The 16,305-nt window shown below is 59.0% G+C and carries 15 protein-coding genes; 10 read left to right on the top strand and 5 right to left on the bottom strand.

Annotated elements, in window-relative coordinates:
- Window positions 1–36: 36 nt before the first annotated feature.
- The 3 genes from HCK03_RS05405 to HCK03_RS05395 form a co-directional block, all read right to left on the bottom strand.
- The gene (locus HCK03_RS05405; RefSeq protein ID WP_407692378.1) at window positions 37–2,232 is read right to left on the bottom strand and encodes a CBM35 domain-containing protein; all 2,196 of its coding nucleotides are present in this window, start codon (window positions 2,230–2,232) and stop codon (window positions 37–39) included.
- A gap of 11 nt (window positions 2,233–2,243) precedes the next feature.
- The gene (locus HCK03_RS05400) at window positions 2,244–3,581 is read right to left on the bottom strand and encodes a maltoporin (protein ID WP_041146911.1); all 1,338 of its coding nucleotides are present in this window, start codon (window positions 3,579–3,581) and stop codon (window positions 2,244–2,246) included.
- A 228-nt stretch (window positions 3,582–3,809) separates the two neighbouring features.
- Complete coding sequence (locus HCK03_RS05395) at window positions 3,810–5,081, bottom strand: PTS sugar transporter subunit IIC (protein ID WP_041146912.1); 1,272 nt, start codon at window positions 5,079–5,081, stop codon at window positions 3,810–3,812.
- Between the two features lie 174 nt (window positions 5,082–5,255).
- On the opposite strand from HCK03_RS05395, the gene HCK03_RS05390 reads away from it, so the two are divergent.
- The 9 genes from HCK03_RS05390 to sitD all read left to right on the top strand — a co-directional run bounded on the left by HCK03_RS05390 (window position 5,256) and on the right by sitD (window position 12,944).
- Window positions 5,256–5,570: a PTS sugar transporter subunit IIB gene (locus tag HCK03_RS05390; protein ID WP_041146913.1), complete on the top strand. Its 315-nt coding sequence runs from the start codon at window positions 5,256–5,258 to the stop codon at window positions 5,568–5,570.
- Window positions 5,571–5,580: 10 nt separating this feature from the next.
- Complete coding sequence (locus tag HCK03_RS05385) at window positions 5,581–6,903, top strand: PTS sugar transporter subunit IIC (protein ID WP_115192044.1); 1,323 nt, start codon at window positions 5,581–5,583, stop codon at window positions 6,901–6,903.
- 23 nt (window positions 6,904–6,926) lie between these two features.
- Window positions 6,927–7,241: a PTS lactose/cellobiose transporter subunit IIA gene (locus tag HCK03_RS05380; protein ID WP_167691236.1), complete on the top strand. Its 315-nt coding sequence runs from the start codon at window positions 6,927–6,929 to the stop codon at window positions 7,239–7,241.
- A gap of 88 nt (window positions 7,242–7,329) precedes the next feature.
- Entirely contained in the window at window positions 7,330–8,244 is a 915-nt protein-coding gene (locus tag HCK03_RS05375) for an ROK family protein (RefSeq protein WP_115192043.1), read from the top strand.
- A 56-nt stretch (window positions 8,245–8,300) separates the two neighbouring features.
- Window positions 8,301–9,263 carry a LacI family DNA-binding transcriptional regulator gene (locus tag HCK03_RS05370; protein ID WP_115192042.1) on the top strand — a complete coding sequence of 321 codons (963 nt, stop codon included), beginning with the start codon at window positions 8,301–8,303 and terminating at the stop codon, window positions 9,261–9,263.
- Window positions 9,264–9,515: 252 nt separating this feature from the next.
- A complete protein-coding gene (locus HCK03_RS05365) occupies window positions 9,516–10,433 on the top strand; it encodes a metal ABC transporter substrate-binding protein (protein ID WP_135184066.1) in 918 nt (305 codons plus the stop codon).
- Complete coding sequence (locus HCK03_RS05360; protein WP_134527412.1) at window positions 10,430–11,251, top strand: manganese/iron ABC transporter ATP-binding protein; 822 nt, start codon at window positions 10,430–10,432, stop codon at window positions 11,249–11,251. Before HCK03_RS05365 ends, HCK03_RS05360 begins: the two co-directional genes overlap by 4 nt.
- Complete coding sequence (gene sitC / locus HCK03_RS05355) at window positions 11,248–12,096, top strand: iron/manganese ABC transporter permease subunit SitC (RefSeq protein WP_167691235.1); 849 nt, start codon at window positions 11,248–11,250, stop codon at window positions 12,094–12,096. Before HCK03_RS05360 ends, sitC begins: the two co-directional genes overlap by 4 nt.
- Entirely contained in the window at window positions 12,090–12,944 is an 855-nt protein-coding gene (gene sitD, locus HCK03_RS05350) for an iron/manganese ABC transporter permease subunit SitD (protein ID WP_167691234.1), read from the top strand. The genes sitC and sitD overlap by 7 nt, the downstream gene beginning before the upstream one ends.
- Before the next feature lie 18 nt (window positions 12,945–12,962).
- On the opposite strand, the gene HCK03_RS05345 is transcribed toward sitD, so the two are convergent.
- Together HCK03_RS05345 and HCK03_RS05340 are read right to left on the bottom strand one after the other, a co-directional pair.
- A complete protein-coding gene (locus tag HCK03_RS05345; RefSeq protein ID WP_123552087.1) occupies window positions 12,963–13,307 on the bottom strand; it encodes a nitrous oxide-stimulated promoter family protein in 345 nt (114 codons plus the stop codon).
- A gap of 76 nt (window positions 13,308–13,383) precedes the next feature.
- The gene (locus HCK03_RS05340) at window positions 13,384–13,665 is read right to left on the bottom strand and encodes an Rdx family protein (protein WP_041146923.1); all 282 of its coding nucleotides are present in this window, start codon (window positions 13,663–13,665) and stop codon (window positions 13,384–13,386) included.
- A 241-nt stretch (window positions 13,666–13,906) separates the two neighbouring features.
- On the opposite strand from HCK03_RS05340, the gene HCK03_RS05335 reads away from it, so the two are divergent.
- Window positions 13,907–16,279, top strand: coding sequence for a TonB-dependent receptor domain-containing protein (locus HCK03_RS05335; protein ID WP_123552086.1), 2,373 nt, complete (start codon window positions 13,907–13,909; stop codon window positions 16,277–16,279).
- Window positions 16,280–16,305 lie beyond the last annotated feature (26 nt).

Below are 16,305 nucleotides of genomic sequence, written 5' to 3'. Positions count from 1 at the left end.
AAAAAGGCTGCGCGCAACAGGCGCAGCCAATAGGTACTACTCTGCAATCACTTCGATCGATTTGATAAACATATATCCCCAGTCGCCGGCAAATTTGCCAAAGTCGATGCGGTTGTCGCCGGCTTTCAGCTCCACCGGCACCTGCAGCTGCTGGCCCTGCTCATCGGTTGCCGGGAATTCGACCGCTATCGGCGTGCCGCCGTTAACGATAAACGAGTTTTTCTTACCGCCCCATTTGCCGTTAAAGGTCACCCGCAGCTGATACTTGCCGCTCCACGGCGCCGGCACCTGCCAGCTCACCCTGTCGCCATCGTTGGCAAAGGGCCCGAGGAAGCCGTCGGCGCCGGTCGTCAGCGCATCTTTCTCGCTGTTGGCCGCCGCAATCTTGCCCCGGCTGACGTCAAAGATTTCGCCCGTAAAACGGCAGTAGTCGGCGGGCGCTTTGCCCGCGGCTTGCGCTACCGTTACCCTGACGGTTTTACGGCTTTTAAGCAGGCCGTCGTCGGCGGTCAGGGTCAGGGCGTACTCGCCGGGGCCGCTGAACCAGACGCGGGTTTCCGCTCTATCGCTGGCGCAGAAATGGGCCTGCTCGTTGCCGCCGCTGCTCCAGCTGACCTTGACGCTATCGTCCGGAAGGGCGTCATCGCGCCAGCTGGCGGCAAGCAGCAGCCCCCGGTCCTGGGTGGTGGTTAAGGCCTCGGGCAGATCCACCACCGGCGGCTGATTCTCCTGAGTGTGCTTAACGCTAATCACGTTGGAGGGGGCCGAGGTCCCGCTCTCATTTTTAGCCACCACCCGATAAAAGTAGGTATGACCCAGCTGCAAAGTGCGATAGCTATCGCGGAACAGATTCATGGTTAACGGATCCCACTCGTTCACGCCGTCGGAAATATCGCTCTCCACCACTTTCCAGGGTCCTTGTGCCGACCCGGCGCGCTCCACGTCATAGGCGCGTCCCACCGCCGCCCCCATCCAGTTGATGGCAAAGGGCGAGTCCGTCTCCCGCAGCTTCGGCGCGTCCGGCTTCGGCAGCGGCGGCGCGCTCTCCTGCCCGGCCATCTGCGCCGAGGCGGTACGCACCAGGTTCACCACCTCCATCTCCTGGTTGGATTTTCCTTCCACCGGGAAGCCAGGCAGATGGTAGCTGTAGTGGCCGGTTGACTCTTTGTGCCAGTAGAAGCCGCCGTCGTGACGATGGCCGCGGAAGCCCCAGATCAGCCCACCCGCCGCCCGCGCGCCGTCGACCTCGCTGTGGACGATCGACTGCATAATGGCGTTGAGCTGCTGCGCATCCAGCAGGCCGAACTCGCCGACCATGTACGCTTTTTTGCCGCCGGCCGACCGCAGGTCCTTCTTCACCTGCTCAGGATGGTTGTTCTCGGCGTTGGTGTAGTAATGGTTGCTGACGATATCGACGTTGGGATCGTTTAGAGCAAAGTCGTTGATTTTCTTATAGGTGCCGTCAACGACCAGCTGATGCGGCGCCCACTTTTTGATCCACGCGGCGGTCTGCTGCAGGAACGCCGCGTTGGTATCCTCCAGTTCGTTACCGGTTTCCCATGCCATAATGGCCTTTTCGTCGTAGTAGGCGCGGCCGGTCACGCTGTTGGTCCGCGTGATCACCTGACGGATCACGTCGAGATAGGCCCGGTAGGTTTGACTGTCGGTGCGATAAAAGTCTGCTGGCTTTTCATGATAAAACGCCGCCAGCTGCTCGCGGCCGCCCCACCACCACCAGTGATCGATAAAAGGCAGGATCAGGCGCAGCCCCTGCTTGTCCGCTTCGGCAATCATATTGTCGTAAACCCGCATCGCCTTTTCGTTCAGGCGCGGCATGCCGTCCGCGGTTGCCGGCGCCAGGATATGCGTTTCGCGCCCGCAGGCCTTATCAAACGCCTGCTGAACGGAGAGGACGTACACGCGCTGCGCTTTCGCGCCGGTCTGCACCATCGCCCTGATCCAGTTCTCCTGCTCGTCGGCGGTCGGCCATCTGAAATACTGCCCCCAGCCGCGGGTATCGGCCCGGCACGGGCCGCGCGCATCGTCCTCAATGCGGTGCAGCTCCGGCGCATGAATTCCGGCAAAGCGGAAAACCTTGTCGCCATCCTTCAGCATCGCGCCATCGCGGGTAATAAAGTTCTCGAAGTGTGAGCGTTCGGCCGCCATGGCCCCGGCGCTTCCCAGGGCCGAAAGCAGCGCTATCAGCACGATCTTTTTCACGGGATAAATCATCGTTTCGCTCCTTAGAACCACACTTCGGCCTGGACGCCAAAATTCAGCGTATCGGTGTCACCGCTGCGCGAATAGCCACCGGCAGAAATGGTATTGGTGCTCCAGTCATAGTTACCGTCGAGGGCGTCGGAGACGCCTTTATCCCACTTCGCGTAGGTGACAAAAAAGCGCAGCTGCGGTCGGGTCCAGTAGCCGGAATCAAAGGTTAACGTCGGGGCGATAGTGACTTTGGTCAGGCCGCCTTTTCCTTTGCCATCAACCCCTTTGTAGTTGCTATCATCGAGATATTCGTAGCCCAGCTCGTACTGCATGGCGAAGTTTTTGGTAATTTGCTGATACGGGCGGATCCCGGCGACCCAGCTTGAGCGGCCCCAGCCGTTCGCATCGTCAGTCCACCACCGGTAGTTCTTATCCTTCTGGTAGTAGGCAAAGGTAGAAACCTCCCAGTCCCCCATCGAGGCAAGGTTATCCAGCACCACGCGCCAGGACTGGGTATCTTCAAGGTTGGCCCATCCCCAGCCGTTTTTCCCCAGCGAATCGCCCGCTGCCAGGCCGCGTCCGTACTGGAAGACCACCCGCGAGTAGCCGCCGGTCAGGCCGTAGAAACCATCGAAGTTATAGACGCCGGTAATGCCGTAGCCTTTTTCGGCCGCCGTCGGGTGGTTCTCATTGCGGTTCATATGGTGGCCGATAAGCTCCAGGTCGAGGCCGGTGCCGGCAATCTTTTTAAACCACAGGTTGAGGGAGTAGTCGTCCGGGTAGCCCTGATCGCCCTTATCGACCGGGTAGGCTTTGGTTTCATCGGTTGGGGAGAAGGCATAGACCCCGGCATCGAAGCGGGCGAAGCCCAGATCCATGTTATCGAAGCCGCCGCCGGTGCCGTTGTACTGAATGTACTCCCAGTCGAACTGGTGGCTGGAGGTGTTGGAGCTGCTGTAGCGCTTACCGCCCCAGAAGGTCATCTCCGGCGCGAAATCGAGATTCGACAGCTCGGCAAAGCCTTCACGGAACTGCACATCGTGGCCGTCGTCATCCTGACAGTTCCAGTCAGAGGTGCATTTCGACTGGTGGGTAATATTGGCCTGGATCCGCGCCACCGCGCCGGAGTCAGACTTCAGCGTTACGGTGGGGATCAGCTCGATCTTGGTGTCCTCTTCGTTGCCGAGGCGCCATTTCCCGTCCGGCATCAGGCCGACGGAGTCGGCGCGGTTGCCGTCAGAGTTGGCAAGAATGCCGGATCGGATATAGCCGTGCAGCGCAAAATCATATTGCGGATCGGCGCTGGCGCAGTCGCTCATTACCGCCAAAGCGAGCAAAGACAGAGGTATTGATGAGTTAAGCCTTATCATTATTTTTTTCCTTCGTTCGTTATTTTTTTATTAACAGGGTCTGGAACGTCAGGAAATTTACGGATCAAAAAAGGAAATGTACATCCACAAACGGAAAGCGCTTTCCGTAATTGCCGGATTAGTTCACAAAATTGATTATAACCAGTAAGAATTCGTGACTTTCGTCACATAAACAGCTTCGACATAAAAAAGCCCGCATTCGCGGGCTGGTTTCATTGCGGGAACAGGCTAGCGTTCGGCGTCGGCGAGCTGGCGCTCGTAGACCTTGAAGAAGGGGCGGTACAGCATCCACGAGTTGAAAATGGCGAACAGGCTCATGCACAGATTTTTCCAGCTGCCGTTCGCCGACCACGCCGCGCCGAGCGGCGACGGCATCGACCAAGGCAGCATCGCCACCGCGCGATCTAGGATGCCAAGGTGCGTTAAATACCATGCGATACAGGCATTTATCAGCGGCACGAAAATAAACGGCAGCAGGAATACCGGGTTCATAATGATCGGAAAGCCGAACAGTATCGGCTCATTGATGTTAAACAGGGACGGCAGTAGGCCGATTTTTCCCACGCTTTTCAGCTGCCGGGAGCGGCTGCGCATCGCCATAAAGACCAGCGGCAGGGTGGAACCTATGCCGCCAATCAGCAGGTAGAAATCCCAGAATCCCTGGAGATAGATATGCGGCAGCGTCGCGGCGCCTGAGGCCAGGGCCTGCTGGTTTTCAAAGAGATAGGTCATCCAGAAGGGATTCATGATGCCGGTAATAATCAGGGCGCCGTGAATGCCGACAAACCAAAGCAAGTTACAGATAAATAAAGAGATAAGTACCGCCGTCAGGGTATCGGATGCGATAACCAGCGGCCGCACCGCTTCGCTGATAAGCTCCGGTAATATTCTCCCGCTGGTCTGCAGCAGGACGGCGTTGATGACGCTAATGGAGAGCATCACCACCAGCAGCGGTATCAGCAGCTGAAAACCGTTGCGGGTCATCAGCGGGACCTCTTCCGGCAGCCGGATGCACCAGCCCTTCCTGTAGAAAAAACGAATTATTTCAATTGAATATACGCTTGAAATAAGCGCAGTGAATATCCCCATGCCGCCGAGAAAGATATTGGTCGCGCCGTTATCGCGAAAGCCGATAAACAGCAGGAAGGCCAGGCAGCCGGTCAGGCCGCACAGCCGCTCCGGCAGGCGATACTGCTTGGCAAGGCTGGCGCTGGCGCCGAAGGCCACGATCAGCGCCACCAGGCCAATGGTCAGCTCAAACGTCGGCAGCAAGATCGGCCGCAGCTGCAGGTAAAACTGGCCAAACGCCGATGCGCCGTTAATGGAAACGGGCGGAAACAAAATGGGTACCAGCAAACTACCAACAATCACAAACGGCATGGCCAGCGCGAAGCTATCGCGCATCGCCGTAATGTGGTTATTGCGCGTCAGAACGTTGGCCAGCGGCGCCAGCCGCTGCTCGATGATGTCGACGGCAACATTCATCAACTGAAAGTTCATAGTGCTACCTTTTGAGATTTGTATTTACGCCGCGATGATGGCGCACAACCACATAAAGTAAAAGCCTGCCATAGGTGATCGTTGTCACAATTAATAAATCCACGAACGGAAAGCGCTTTCCGTTTTATATCCCGATGACTATAGTCCGGACATCTAACCCATCGGGAGCCGTATATGAAAAAGATAATGTTGTGTTGTTCTGCGGGGATGTCCACCAGCCTGCTGATGAAGAAAATGATCGACGAAGCGGAGAAGCGAGGCCTGGCGGTTGAGATCAGGGCCTTCGGCGTGGCGGAGTTCGCCGAGCAGGTTGCGCACTACCAAGTCGTGCTGCTCGGCCCGCAGGTCAAATACATGCAAAAAGATCTGCAAAAACAGGCCGACCGCTACGGGATCCTCGTGGAGCCCATCAACATGATGGATTACGGCATGCAGAAAGGCGGTGCGGTGCTCGATTTCGCGCTCGCTCTGATCGATAACAAGCATTAAGGGAAAGAAGATGAGCTCTCTGTACGCCAAACTGATCGCCGTGATCGAGCAAAAAATTACCCCGATGGCCGGCGCCATCGGCCAGCAAAAGTACGTCACCTCGATTCGCGACGGCTTTATTACCGCCCTGCCCTTTATGATCGTCGGCTCCTTCCTGCTGGTCTTTATCTTTCCGCCGTTTTCCCCGGACACCAGCTGGGGCTTTGCCCGCGCCTGGCTGCAGTTCTCCCTCGATCATCGTGAAGCGCTGATGCTGCCGTTTAACTTCAGCATGGGGGTCATGACGCTGTTTATTGCCGTCGGCATCGCGGCAAGCCTGGCGAAGCACCATAATCTGGACTCGTTGACCGCCGGCATGCTGTCGCTGATGTCATTCCTGCTGGTCGCCGCGCCGCTGAAAGACGGGCAGATCTCCACCGCCTATTTCTCCGGCCAGGGGATCTTCACCGCTATTCTGGTGGCCATTTACTCTACCGAGCTGTACGCCTTCCTCAAGCGCCACAACGTGACCATTCGCCTGCCGCCGGAGGTGCCAGCGGGCGTTGCGCGTTCGTTTGAAATCCTTATCCCGGTGCTGGCAGTGGTGCTGACCCTCCACCCGCTCAACCTGTTTATCGAAGCGCAGCTGGGGATGATCATTCCGGAAGCGATCATGTCGCTGGTGAAACCGCTGGTCGCGGCCTCCGATACTCTGCCGGCGATCCTGATCTCGGTGCTGGTATGCCAGGTCCTGTGGTTCGCCGGGATCCACGGCGCGCTGATCGTCACCGGAATTATGAACCCGTTCTGGATGGCTAACCTGTCGATCAACCAGGCGGCAATGGCCGCAGGCACCGCCATTCCGCATATCTACGTGCAGGGCTTCTGGGATCACTATCTGCTGATCGGCGGTGTGGGATCGACCCTGCCGCTGGCGCTGATGCTGCTGCGCAGCAAGGCCGTTCATCTGCGAACCATTGGCCGAATGGGCGTGGTGCCGGGCGTATTTAACATCAACGAACCGATTCTGTTCGGCGCGCCGATCATCATGAACCCGCTGTTCTTCCTGCCGTTCGTGCTGGTTCCGATGATTAACGCCACCCTCGCCTGGTTTGCGCTGAAGCTGGATCTGGTGAGCCGCGTGGTTTCAATGACGCCGTGGACCACTCCGGCCCCTATTGGCGCCTCCTGGGCGGCAAACTGGAGCTTTAGCCCGGTGATCATGTGCCTGATCTGTATGGGAACCGCGATGGTGATGTACCTGCCGTTCCTGCGCGCTTATGAAAAGCAGCTGCTGAGCCAGGAAAGCCATAACGCCGAAACCGGGTCGCAGGCCGCGACGCAATCCGCATAATTTAGATTATTCAGAGGTAAGTCATGGAATTAGAAGAACAGGTCATGGGCATTATTATCAATGCCGGCCAGTCGCGCAGCCTGTGCTACGAAGCGCTGAGCTGCGCCAAAGAGGGTTATTTTGACGCTGCCGATGCAAAGATGAAAGAAGCGACCCATTTTTCCCGCGAAGCGCATCTGGTTCAGACCCAGCTGATTGAGGCCGACGAGGGCGAAGGCAAAACCAAAATGACGCTGGTCATGGTTCACGCCCAGGACCATCTGATGACCTCAATTCTGGCGAAAGAGCTGATCGCCGAACTGATCGCCGTTTATCGCTCGCGGCCGCTGCAGGCGTAGCGTTTACCCGGCGCCATTAGCCTGAAGCCCCGGTCGCACTGCGCCGGGGCTGCGGGCAACCTACGCGCCATCCCGTATTGAGGCAACTATGCTACATCTTGGTTTAGATATCGGCGGCACCAAAATGGAAGCCGTTCTGCTCACCCCCCAGGGCGAGTGCGTCTATCGCCAGCGCCGCCCAACGCATAAAGAGAGCTACGAGGCGTTCATCCACCAGCTGCTCGGCCTGATCGAGACCGTGCGCGACTGGAGCGAGCGCCCGTTTTCGATTGGGGTCGGCCTGCCCGGCGCTATCGACCCGCAAAGCGGCTTGATCAAAAACTGCAACTGCCTGGTGCTGAACGGCCACGATCTGCGCAGCGATCTGATGCAGCGGCTCGGCCAGCCGGTGTGGATCGCCAACGACGCCGACTGCTTCACTCTTTCCGAAGCGGTAGACGGCGCGGGCGCAGGCGCAACGACGGTCTTTGGGGTGATTATCGGTACCGGCTGCGGAGGCGGCATTGCCGTCAATCAGCAGCTGCTAAGCGGGCCCAACGCGATCGCCGGCGAGTGGGGGCACAACCCGCTTCCGGGCTATACGCCGCAGCGGGATGGCCCCGCTCAGGCCTGCTACTGCGGGAAGCAAAACTGCATTGAGAGCTTTATCTCCGGCAGCGGATTTGCCCGGCGATACGGCGAGCAGGCGCAGGCGGAAGCGATAGTTGAGGCCGCGCAAAATGGCGATCCGCAGGCGCTCGCCCACTGGCGGCACTTTATCGACGCCTTTGCCCGCAGCCTGGCCTCGGTGATTAACATCCTCGATCCGCAGACGATCGTGCTGGGCGGTGGCCTGTCCAACGTCGGGCAAATTTACCGCGATCTGCCCCCCGCCATCGTGCCCTATCTGTTCTCCGATAGCTGCCATACCGCGATCAAACAGGCCCGCTTCGGCGACGCCAGCGGCGTGCGCGGCGCGGCCTGGCTCCCTGTTCTGGCGGGCGCTGAAGGCCGGTGGCGATAGACACTTTTTTCAGCAGGTATGCTAAGCTAGGCGAAAATATCCAGACAGAAAAGACCATGCCAACCATTGATGATGTTTCAAGATTAGCGAATGTCTCCAGAGCGACGGTTTCTCGCGTGCTGACCGGCACCCGTGGCGTTCGCGAGGAGAGCCGGGAAGCCGTGCTGCGAGCCGTTGAAGAGCTCAACTATCGCCCGAGCTTTGCCGCGCAAAACCTCGCCAGTCAGACATCAAATCACGTTGGCCTGGTTATCCCGACGCGCGACGAGAGCAGCGGAGCGCGCCTGCTTCCCCAGCTGTCGCAGGCCCTCAAGGGATTAAACAAAAATCTGCTGGTGCAGTACGTCACCGACGGGGTGGAACAGGCCGCTGCGGTGGACGACCTTCAGCGCCAGTGCGTGGCGGTGGTGGTGCTCGGCGCGGTCTCGCCGGACGCCCCGCGCAACGTTATCTCCTTCGACCGCTTCAGCGTGGCGGGGATCAACAACCAAGGCTACGACTACGCCTTTGCCACCGAAAGCGCCTGCCGCTACGTCATCGGCAAGGGCCATCGCAATATCGCGCTGTTGACCGATAACGCCGACGATGACGCCAGCCGCCAAATGCTCGAAGGCTACCGGAACGTGCTGCAAAACTACTCCATTCCCTTTAACCGTCAGCTGATGCTGGCGGCTAACGATGACGTTGAGCAGGCGCTGCTGACGCTGATTAACAGCTTCAGCAAGTATTCGGTCATTATCGTCAAGCGCGATCGCTACGCGGCGGAAGCCATGCGCCTGCTGCGCGAGTTTAACGTCGCCGTGCCGCAGGAGGTGTCGCTGCTCAGCCTCGAGGACTCCCCGCTCGCTTCGCTGCTCAATCCGCCGCTGACCTGTATCTCATGGCCGCTTGAGCAGCTGATGGAGAGCTGTATTCAGCGGATCCGCAGCCTGATTGACGAACGCCCGGCGTTTAGCGCCGAGGGCCGCACGCTGGCGGGCCGCCTGATCCCGCGCCAGTCGGTAGCCGATATCTCCTGACGTTCTCCCCCGGCCGCTCACGGTGGCCGGACTCGCTCCCGGCTTTCCCTGCTTCTCTTTTCTTTTTCTTTCTCTTGTTGTTTCTCTTTTTCCCCTGCGCCCCTCATCTGCTCCGCCGCGCTATCGTTCCCACGCTCATTATTCGCCCGCCACCTAAATAATAATCATTTTCATTTATCAATAGCCTGTGCTATACAACATAGCATAGGCTATAAATGATGATTAATTGACCGCAACGTTGTGAGGGATCCTATGCTGCACCTGCCACCGCTGAAACACCTGATGTTTGCCGCCACTTTGGCGATCCTCGCCGTCGCCCCCGCGCAGGCGAAAGAGAAATTTAAGGTCATCACCACCTTTACGGTGATCGCCGATATGGCGCAGAACGTGGCTGGCGATGCCGCCGAGGTGAGCTCAATTACCAAACCGGGGGCCGAGATCCATGAGTATCAGCCGACGCCGGGCGATATCAAGCGCGCCCAGGGGGCGCAGCTTATTCTCGCCAACGGTCTGAACCTCGAGCTGTGGTTCGCCCGCTTCTACCAGCATTTAAACGGCGTGCCGGAAGTGGTGGTCAGCAACGGGATTGAGCCGATGGGCATCAGCGATGGCCCCTATAACGGCAAGCCCAACCCGCACGCGTGGATGTCGGCGGACAACGCCCTAATCTACGTCGATAACATCCGCGACGCGCTGGCGAAATACGATCCGGATAACGCCGACGTCTATCGCCGCAACGCCGAGACCTACAAGGAAAAAATCCGCCAGACCATGGCGCCGCTGAAAGCGCAGCTGGCGAAGCTGCCGGAGGATAAGCGCTGGCTGGTCACCAGCGAAGGCGCATTCTCCTACCTCGCCCGCGATAACGGCCTGCAGGAGCGCTACCTCTGGCCGATTAACGCCGACCAGCAGGGCACGCCGCAGCAGGTGCGTAAAACCATCGACACCATGAAAAAAGAGCATATCCCGACCATCTTCAGCGAAAGCACCATCTCCGATAAGCCGGCGCGCCAGGTCGCACGTGAAGCGGGCGCCCACTACGGCGGCGTGCTCTACGTTGACTCCCTGAGCACCGCCGATGGCCCGGTGCCGACCTATCTCGATCTGCTGCGGGTGACCACGCAAACCATCGTCCAGGGCATCAACGACGGCCTGAGGAAACAGTCATGAGTACAGCGACGGCCGGGCTGGTCATCGACAGGGTCAGCGTCACCTACCGCAACGGCCATACCGCGCTGCGGGATGCCTCCTTCAGCGTCCCGCAGGGTTCAATTGCCGCGCTGGTCGGCGTCAACGGCTCGGGGAAATCGACCCTGTTTAAGGCGCTGATGGGCTTTGTGCGCCTGGCGCGCGGCGAGATTGCGATCCTCGGCCGGCCGGTCAACCAGGCGCTGCGGCAAAACCTTGTGGCCTACGTCCCGCAGTCCGAGGAGGTCGACTGGTCGTTCCCGGTGCTGGTGGAAGACGTGGTGATGATGGGCCGCTACGGCCATATGGGCTGGCTGCGGCGGGCAAAGCCTCGCGACCACGAGATCGTTGACGCGGCGCTGGCGCGCGTAGGCATGAGCGAATACCGCCATCGGCAGATCGGCGAACTCTCCGGCGGGCAGAAGAAGCGCGTGTTCCTTGCCAGAGCCATCGCCCAGCAGGGCAAAGTGATCCTGCTGGATGAACCCTTTACCGGCGTTGACGTGCAGACCGAAGCGCGGATCATCGCCCTGCTGCGGGAGCTGCGCGATGAGGGCTGCACCATGCTGGTCTCAACTCACAACCTCGGATCGGTCAGCGAGTTTTGCGACTACACCGTGATGGTCAAAGGCACCGTCCTCGCGAGCGGCCCAACCGAAACCACCTTTACCGCCGAGAATCTGGAGCTTGCCTTTAGCGGCGTGCTGCGCCACGTGGTGCTCAAAGGCGGCGAGGATCGCATCATTACCGACGATGAGCGGCCGTTTATCAGCCGTCGGGCGACGGGAGGCGAAGGATGAGCTGGCTGATGGAGCCGTTTGGCTATCAGTATATGCTGAACGCGATGTGGGTCTCCGCCCTGGTCGGCGGCGTGTGCGCATTTCTCTCGTGCTACCTGATGCTTAAAGGCTGGTCGCTGATTGGCGATGCCCTCTCCCACTCGATCGTCCCAGGCGTAGCAGGCGCCTATATGCTCGGCCTGCCCTTTGCGCTGGGCGCCTTTCTCTCCGGCGGGCTGGCGGCGGGCAGCATGCTGTTTCTCAACCAGCGCTCAAAGCTCAAGGAGGATGCGATTATCGGGCTGATTTTCTCCTCCTTCTTCGGTATCGGGCTGTTTATGGTGTCGTTCAACCCGACCTCGGTCAATATTCAGACCATCATCCTGGGCAATATTCTGGCGATTGCCCCGGAGGATATTATCCAGCTGGCGGCGATTGGCTTTATTTCGATAATCATCCTGCTGCTGAAGTGGAAAGATCTGATGGTCACCTTTTTCGATGAAAGCCACGCCCGCTCCATCGGCCTCAACACCACCGGACTCAAGCTGCTCTTCTTCACTCTGCTGGCGGCCTGTACCGTAGCGGCGCTGCAGACCGTGGGCGCGTTTCTGGTGATTTGCCTGGTGGTCACCCCCGGCGCCACCGCCTGGCTGCTCACCGACCGCTTTCCGCGCCTGCTGGCGATCGCCGTCGCCATCGGCAGCCTGACCAGCTTTTTCGGCGCCTGGCTGAGCTACTATCTGGACGGCGCCACCGGCGGCATCATCGTGGTGGCCCAAACGCTGCTGTTTTTGGTGGCATTCGTCTTCGCGCCAAAGCACGGCCTGCTTGCCAGCCGTCGTCGCGCCAGGGAGGCCTCATGCTGACCGCTCTGCTCGAACCCTTCCAGTTCTCTTTTATGATCAACGCCATGCTGGTGGCGGCGATCGTTGCCGTTCCCTGCGCCCTGCTGTCGGTGTTTTTGGTGCTGAAAGGCTGGGCGCTGATGGGCGACGCCATGAGCCACGCGGTATTTCCCGGGGTGGTGGTGGCGTATATCGTCGGCATTCCCTTCGCCATCGGCGCCTTTATTGCCGGGCTGTTCTGCGCTATCGCCACCGGCTATCTTGATGACAATAGCCGCATCAAGCGCGATACGATTATGGGGATCGTCTTTTCCGGCATGTTTGGCGCCGGGCTGGTGCTGTACGTCGCTATTCAGTCCGAGGTGCATCTCGACCATATTCTGTTCGGCGATATGCTGGGCATCTCCGCCAGCGATATCGCGCAAACGTCGACGATCGCCCTGGCTATTGCGCTGATTATTGGGCTGAAGTGGCGCGATTTTCTGCTGCACGCCTTCGACCCGCATCAGGCTAAGGCCAGCGGTTTACGCTGCGGGCTGCTGCACTACGGGCTGCTGTGCATGATTGCGCTGACGATCGTCGCGACGCTAAAAGCGGTGGGGATTATTCTGTCGATTTCGCTGCTGATCGCCCCGGGCGCCATCGCGCTGCTGCTGACGCGGCGCTTTATCAGCGCGCTGCTGCTGGCGGTGGCGCTTGCGGTGAGCTGTTCGCTGGGGGGCGTCTGGCTGTCGTTCTATCTCGATAGCGCCCTGGCGCCGACCATCGTGGTGCTGTTCACCGTGCTGTTCATCGTGACGTTCGTTTATACGTCGATCCGCGACAGCCGGACGCAGGCCGATTCCGCAGAGGCGTCGGGCCGCGGCTAGCGCCCGGAAAGGTGCCGGCTATTTTTTAGGCCGGTATTTTTCCGGCAGCTCGGGGACCGGGCGGCGGTCATCAATCAGATGACGGATGGTTAATATCGGGTGGCGCCAGAGCATTCGCGGCCCCGCCCAGCGCATAATCTGCTTCATCTCTTCGCGTTTCGCCGGCTGGTAGCAGTGCACCGGGCACTGCTTGCAGGCCGGCTTCTCTTCACCGAACACGCATTTATCCAGCCGCTTATCGGCATAGCCGTTGAGCGCCTGATAGTGCCCCGCGTCGGCCGTGGCATCGGGGCAGCGGCGCTGATAGAGCGAAATCATCCTGCTGATGGTCTCTTTTTCGCGATCGATACGTTTACCCGCCATAGCCACTCCCCGGCAATAAAGATGCACGTATAATACACCTTCAGGCGGCGCGGCGCAGCCGGTTACTCCCTGAGGATTAGGCCGGTTTATCCAGGTGTCCGAGCGGTTTTTCCGGGAAGCAGACGTCGCGTACCCGACGCTTGAGCTCCGCCGCGTCGGGGAAACCCTCATCCTGCTTGCGATCCCAGATTTGCACATCGTCGACGGTGATGGTGAATATTCCCCCGGTTCCCGGCACCAGCGTGACCGAGCCGATGTCGGTGCTGAAGGTGTGCAGCAGCTCCTGCGCCATCCAGCTGGCGCGCAGCATCCAGTTACACTGGGAGCAGTAGGTGATGGTAATGGCGCGCTTAGTCATTTTTATCCTCAATAATTTCCACCTGAATGATCAGGTTCGTTAATCGTTAAGCCGAATTGTAATCAACTTTATGAATAAAATGTGGAGATATAATGAATTAGTTGCAAATGGTAATAATTATCATTAGTATTCGCAAAAGCACAGGGAATGCATTCGCCAGCGCAGGGAAAGAACGGGGTGAATCGACAAATCTGGAAGTAACGCGTGAGCCGATACTAATAATTATCAAGGCGTGGCTACTATGTACAAATCCACTCAATCAACGGCATGGTTTAAGAAAAGCCTGCTGGTGACTTCTTTGCTCGCAGCAATTTATCAGACCTCCGCCGGGGCGGCTGACAGCACCAATAAAAACCTCACCAGCGATGCATTATCCGACGATAGCTCGGAGCTGATGACCGTGACTGCACCCGCCCCCGTGCTGAAAGCCGGCAGCGAACACACCATTAGCGCTCAGGATCTGCAGGACAAAGGTGCCAAAGATTTTGGCTCCATCATGCGCTATGAGCCGCTGATTGGCGCCACCGGTGCCAGCGGCGGTTCGGGCAACGGTAAAAGCGGCTTCGACCGCGGCGGCTACACCGGCTACAACATTCGCGGCATGGAGAGCAACCGCGTCGGGATCGACGTTGACGGCATCGCTCAGCCAAACGCCACCGGACGCAGCTACGTCAGCCGATCGGGCCTCAACACCTTCGGTATTGGCCGCGACTACATTGACCCGTATATGTACGGCAGCATCAATATTCAGTCCGGCGCCACCTCCAGCGAAACGGCCAACAGCTCCATCGGCGGTAACGTCTCTTTCCGCCCGAAATCTGCCGACGACTATCTGCATCCGGGTAAAACCAGCGCCTTCGGCTACCGCAGCGGCTACGACTCTGCCGACCGCAGCTGGCACAACGGCGTCACCATCGCCGGCGGCGACGAGACCCTGCGCGGGATCTTCGTCTACAGCCGCCGCGACGGCCAGGAAACGGAAAATAATAGCGGAACCGTCGATTCGTATCCGGCCAACTGGCACTCAGACGCCTTTATGACCTCCGGGATCTGGCAGCCCAATGACGAGCATAAGCTGACCGGCACCTTCGATTACTACCATAAAACCAACCATACGCACTACGACGCCTGGGACTCCAGCGGCAACAGCGTTATCGGCACCGCCAACCAGACCAGCCAGACGCGCCGCTGGGGGCTGAGCCTAAAAGATGACTGGACGCCGATGAACGACTATATCGATAGCGTGTCGACTAAGGTCTATTACCAGCATACCGAGGCCCACGACTGGACCTATATGCCGGATAGCACCGCCCTCTCTATGGAGACCGTGAACTCGAACTTTGACACCGACACCTGGGGGTTCCAGACCGCGCTGGCCAAATCCGTGGGCCGTCACGATCTGAGCGGCGGCCTCAACGCCAGCACCACCAAAACCCAGCGCCCGTTCAGCCAGTCGCCGGTGCCGAGCGTCTACACCGCGATCATGCAGCCGGAAGCGGATAGCCGCGGCTACATCATCGCCGGCTTCGTGCAGGATAAGATTAACTTCGATCTCGACAGCCATAACTTCGCCGTGATCCCGGGCATTCGCGTCGTGCATCAGTCGACCAAGCCGGAGAACCTCTCGGACCTGACCACCAACAGCAGCGTGCTGACCGGCTCCGCCGTCTCGACGCTGTACGGTAAAAACTCCGACACCCAGGCGCTGCCGTCGCTGGCCCTGCAGTACGATATGACTCCGCGCCTGATGACCTACCTGCAGTACCAGCGCGGGGCGCAGTTCCCGAACGCCAGCCAGCTGTACGGCTCGTGGAACCTCGGTTCCAGCTATGCCGGACGGGCGCAGTACGCGCTGATCGGTAATACCGATCTGAAAACTGAAACCAGCGATAACTTCGAGTGGGGGATGAAGGGCGAAGTGACGGAAGGCATCACCATGCGCACCGCCCTGTTCTACAACAGCTATAAAAACTTTATCGCCTACAGCCGCTACACGCGCTCCGGCAACCCGGATCGCTTCACCAACGTACCGTCGAATATCTATACCATTTATCAGGCGGAAAACCGCGATAAGGCCTATATCTACGGCGGCGAAATCAGCGCCAAATTTAACTTTGGCACCTGGTTTGAAGAGGTTAACGGCCTGAGCGCCACCCTCGCCTACGGCTACAGCGAAGGGAAATCGAAGTCCAGCTATAACGGCGACAAGTACGTCGACCTCGATAGCGTCGCGCCAATGAAGGCGATCGTCGGCGTCGCCTGGGACGACCCGGCAAAAGTCTACGGTACCGCGCTGACCGCGACCTTTGTGAAGGGCAAACGCGCCAGCACCACCAACCGCGAAAGCTATACCAACACCGGCTCGGCAATCACCGACTCCACCAGCGAATATATGCGCGTGCCCGGCTACGGTATGCTCGACTGGACCGCTTACTGGCAGGTGGCGAAGAACGTGCGCCTGAACGGCGGGGTTTACAACATTACCGATCGTAAATACTGGGATTACCTGAGCAGCCGCAATATCGAGACATCGACCAACCAGGATGCCAACGATAAAGCGCTGGCGACGATGCCTGGCCGTACCTGGCAGCTGGGCGTGAACGTCGATTTTTGATAGACCCAATAATAAGAAACCTGCCC

The sequence above is a fragment of the Klebsiella terrigena genome (genome assembly GCF_012029655.1).
Classification (GTDB): Bacteria; Pseudomonadota; Gammaproteobacteria; order Enterobacterales; family Enterobacteriaceae; genus Klebsiella; species Klebsiella terrigena.
This window is presented reverse-complemented; position numbering and strand designations above follow the sequence as displayed.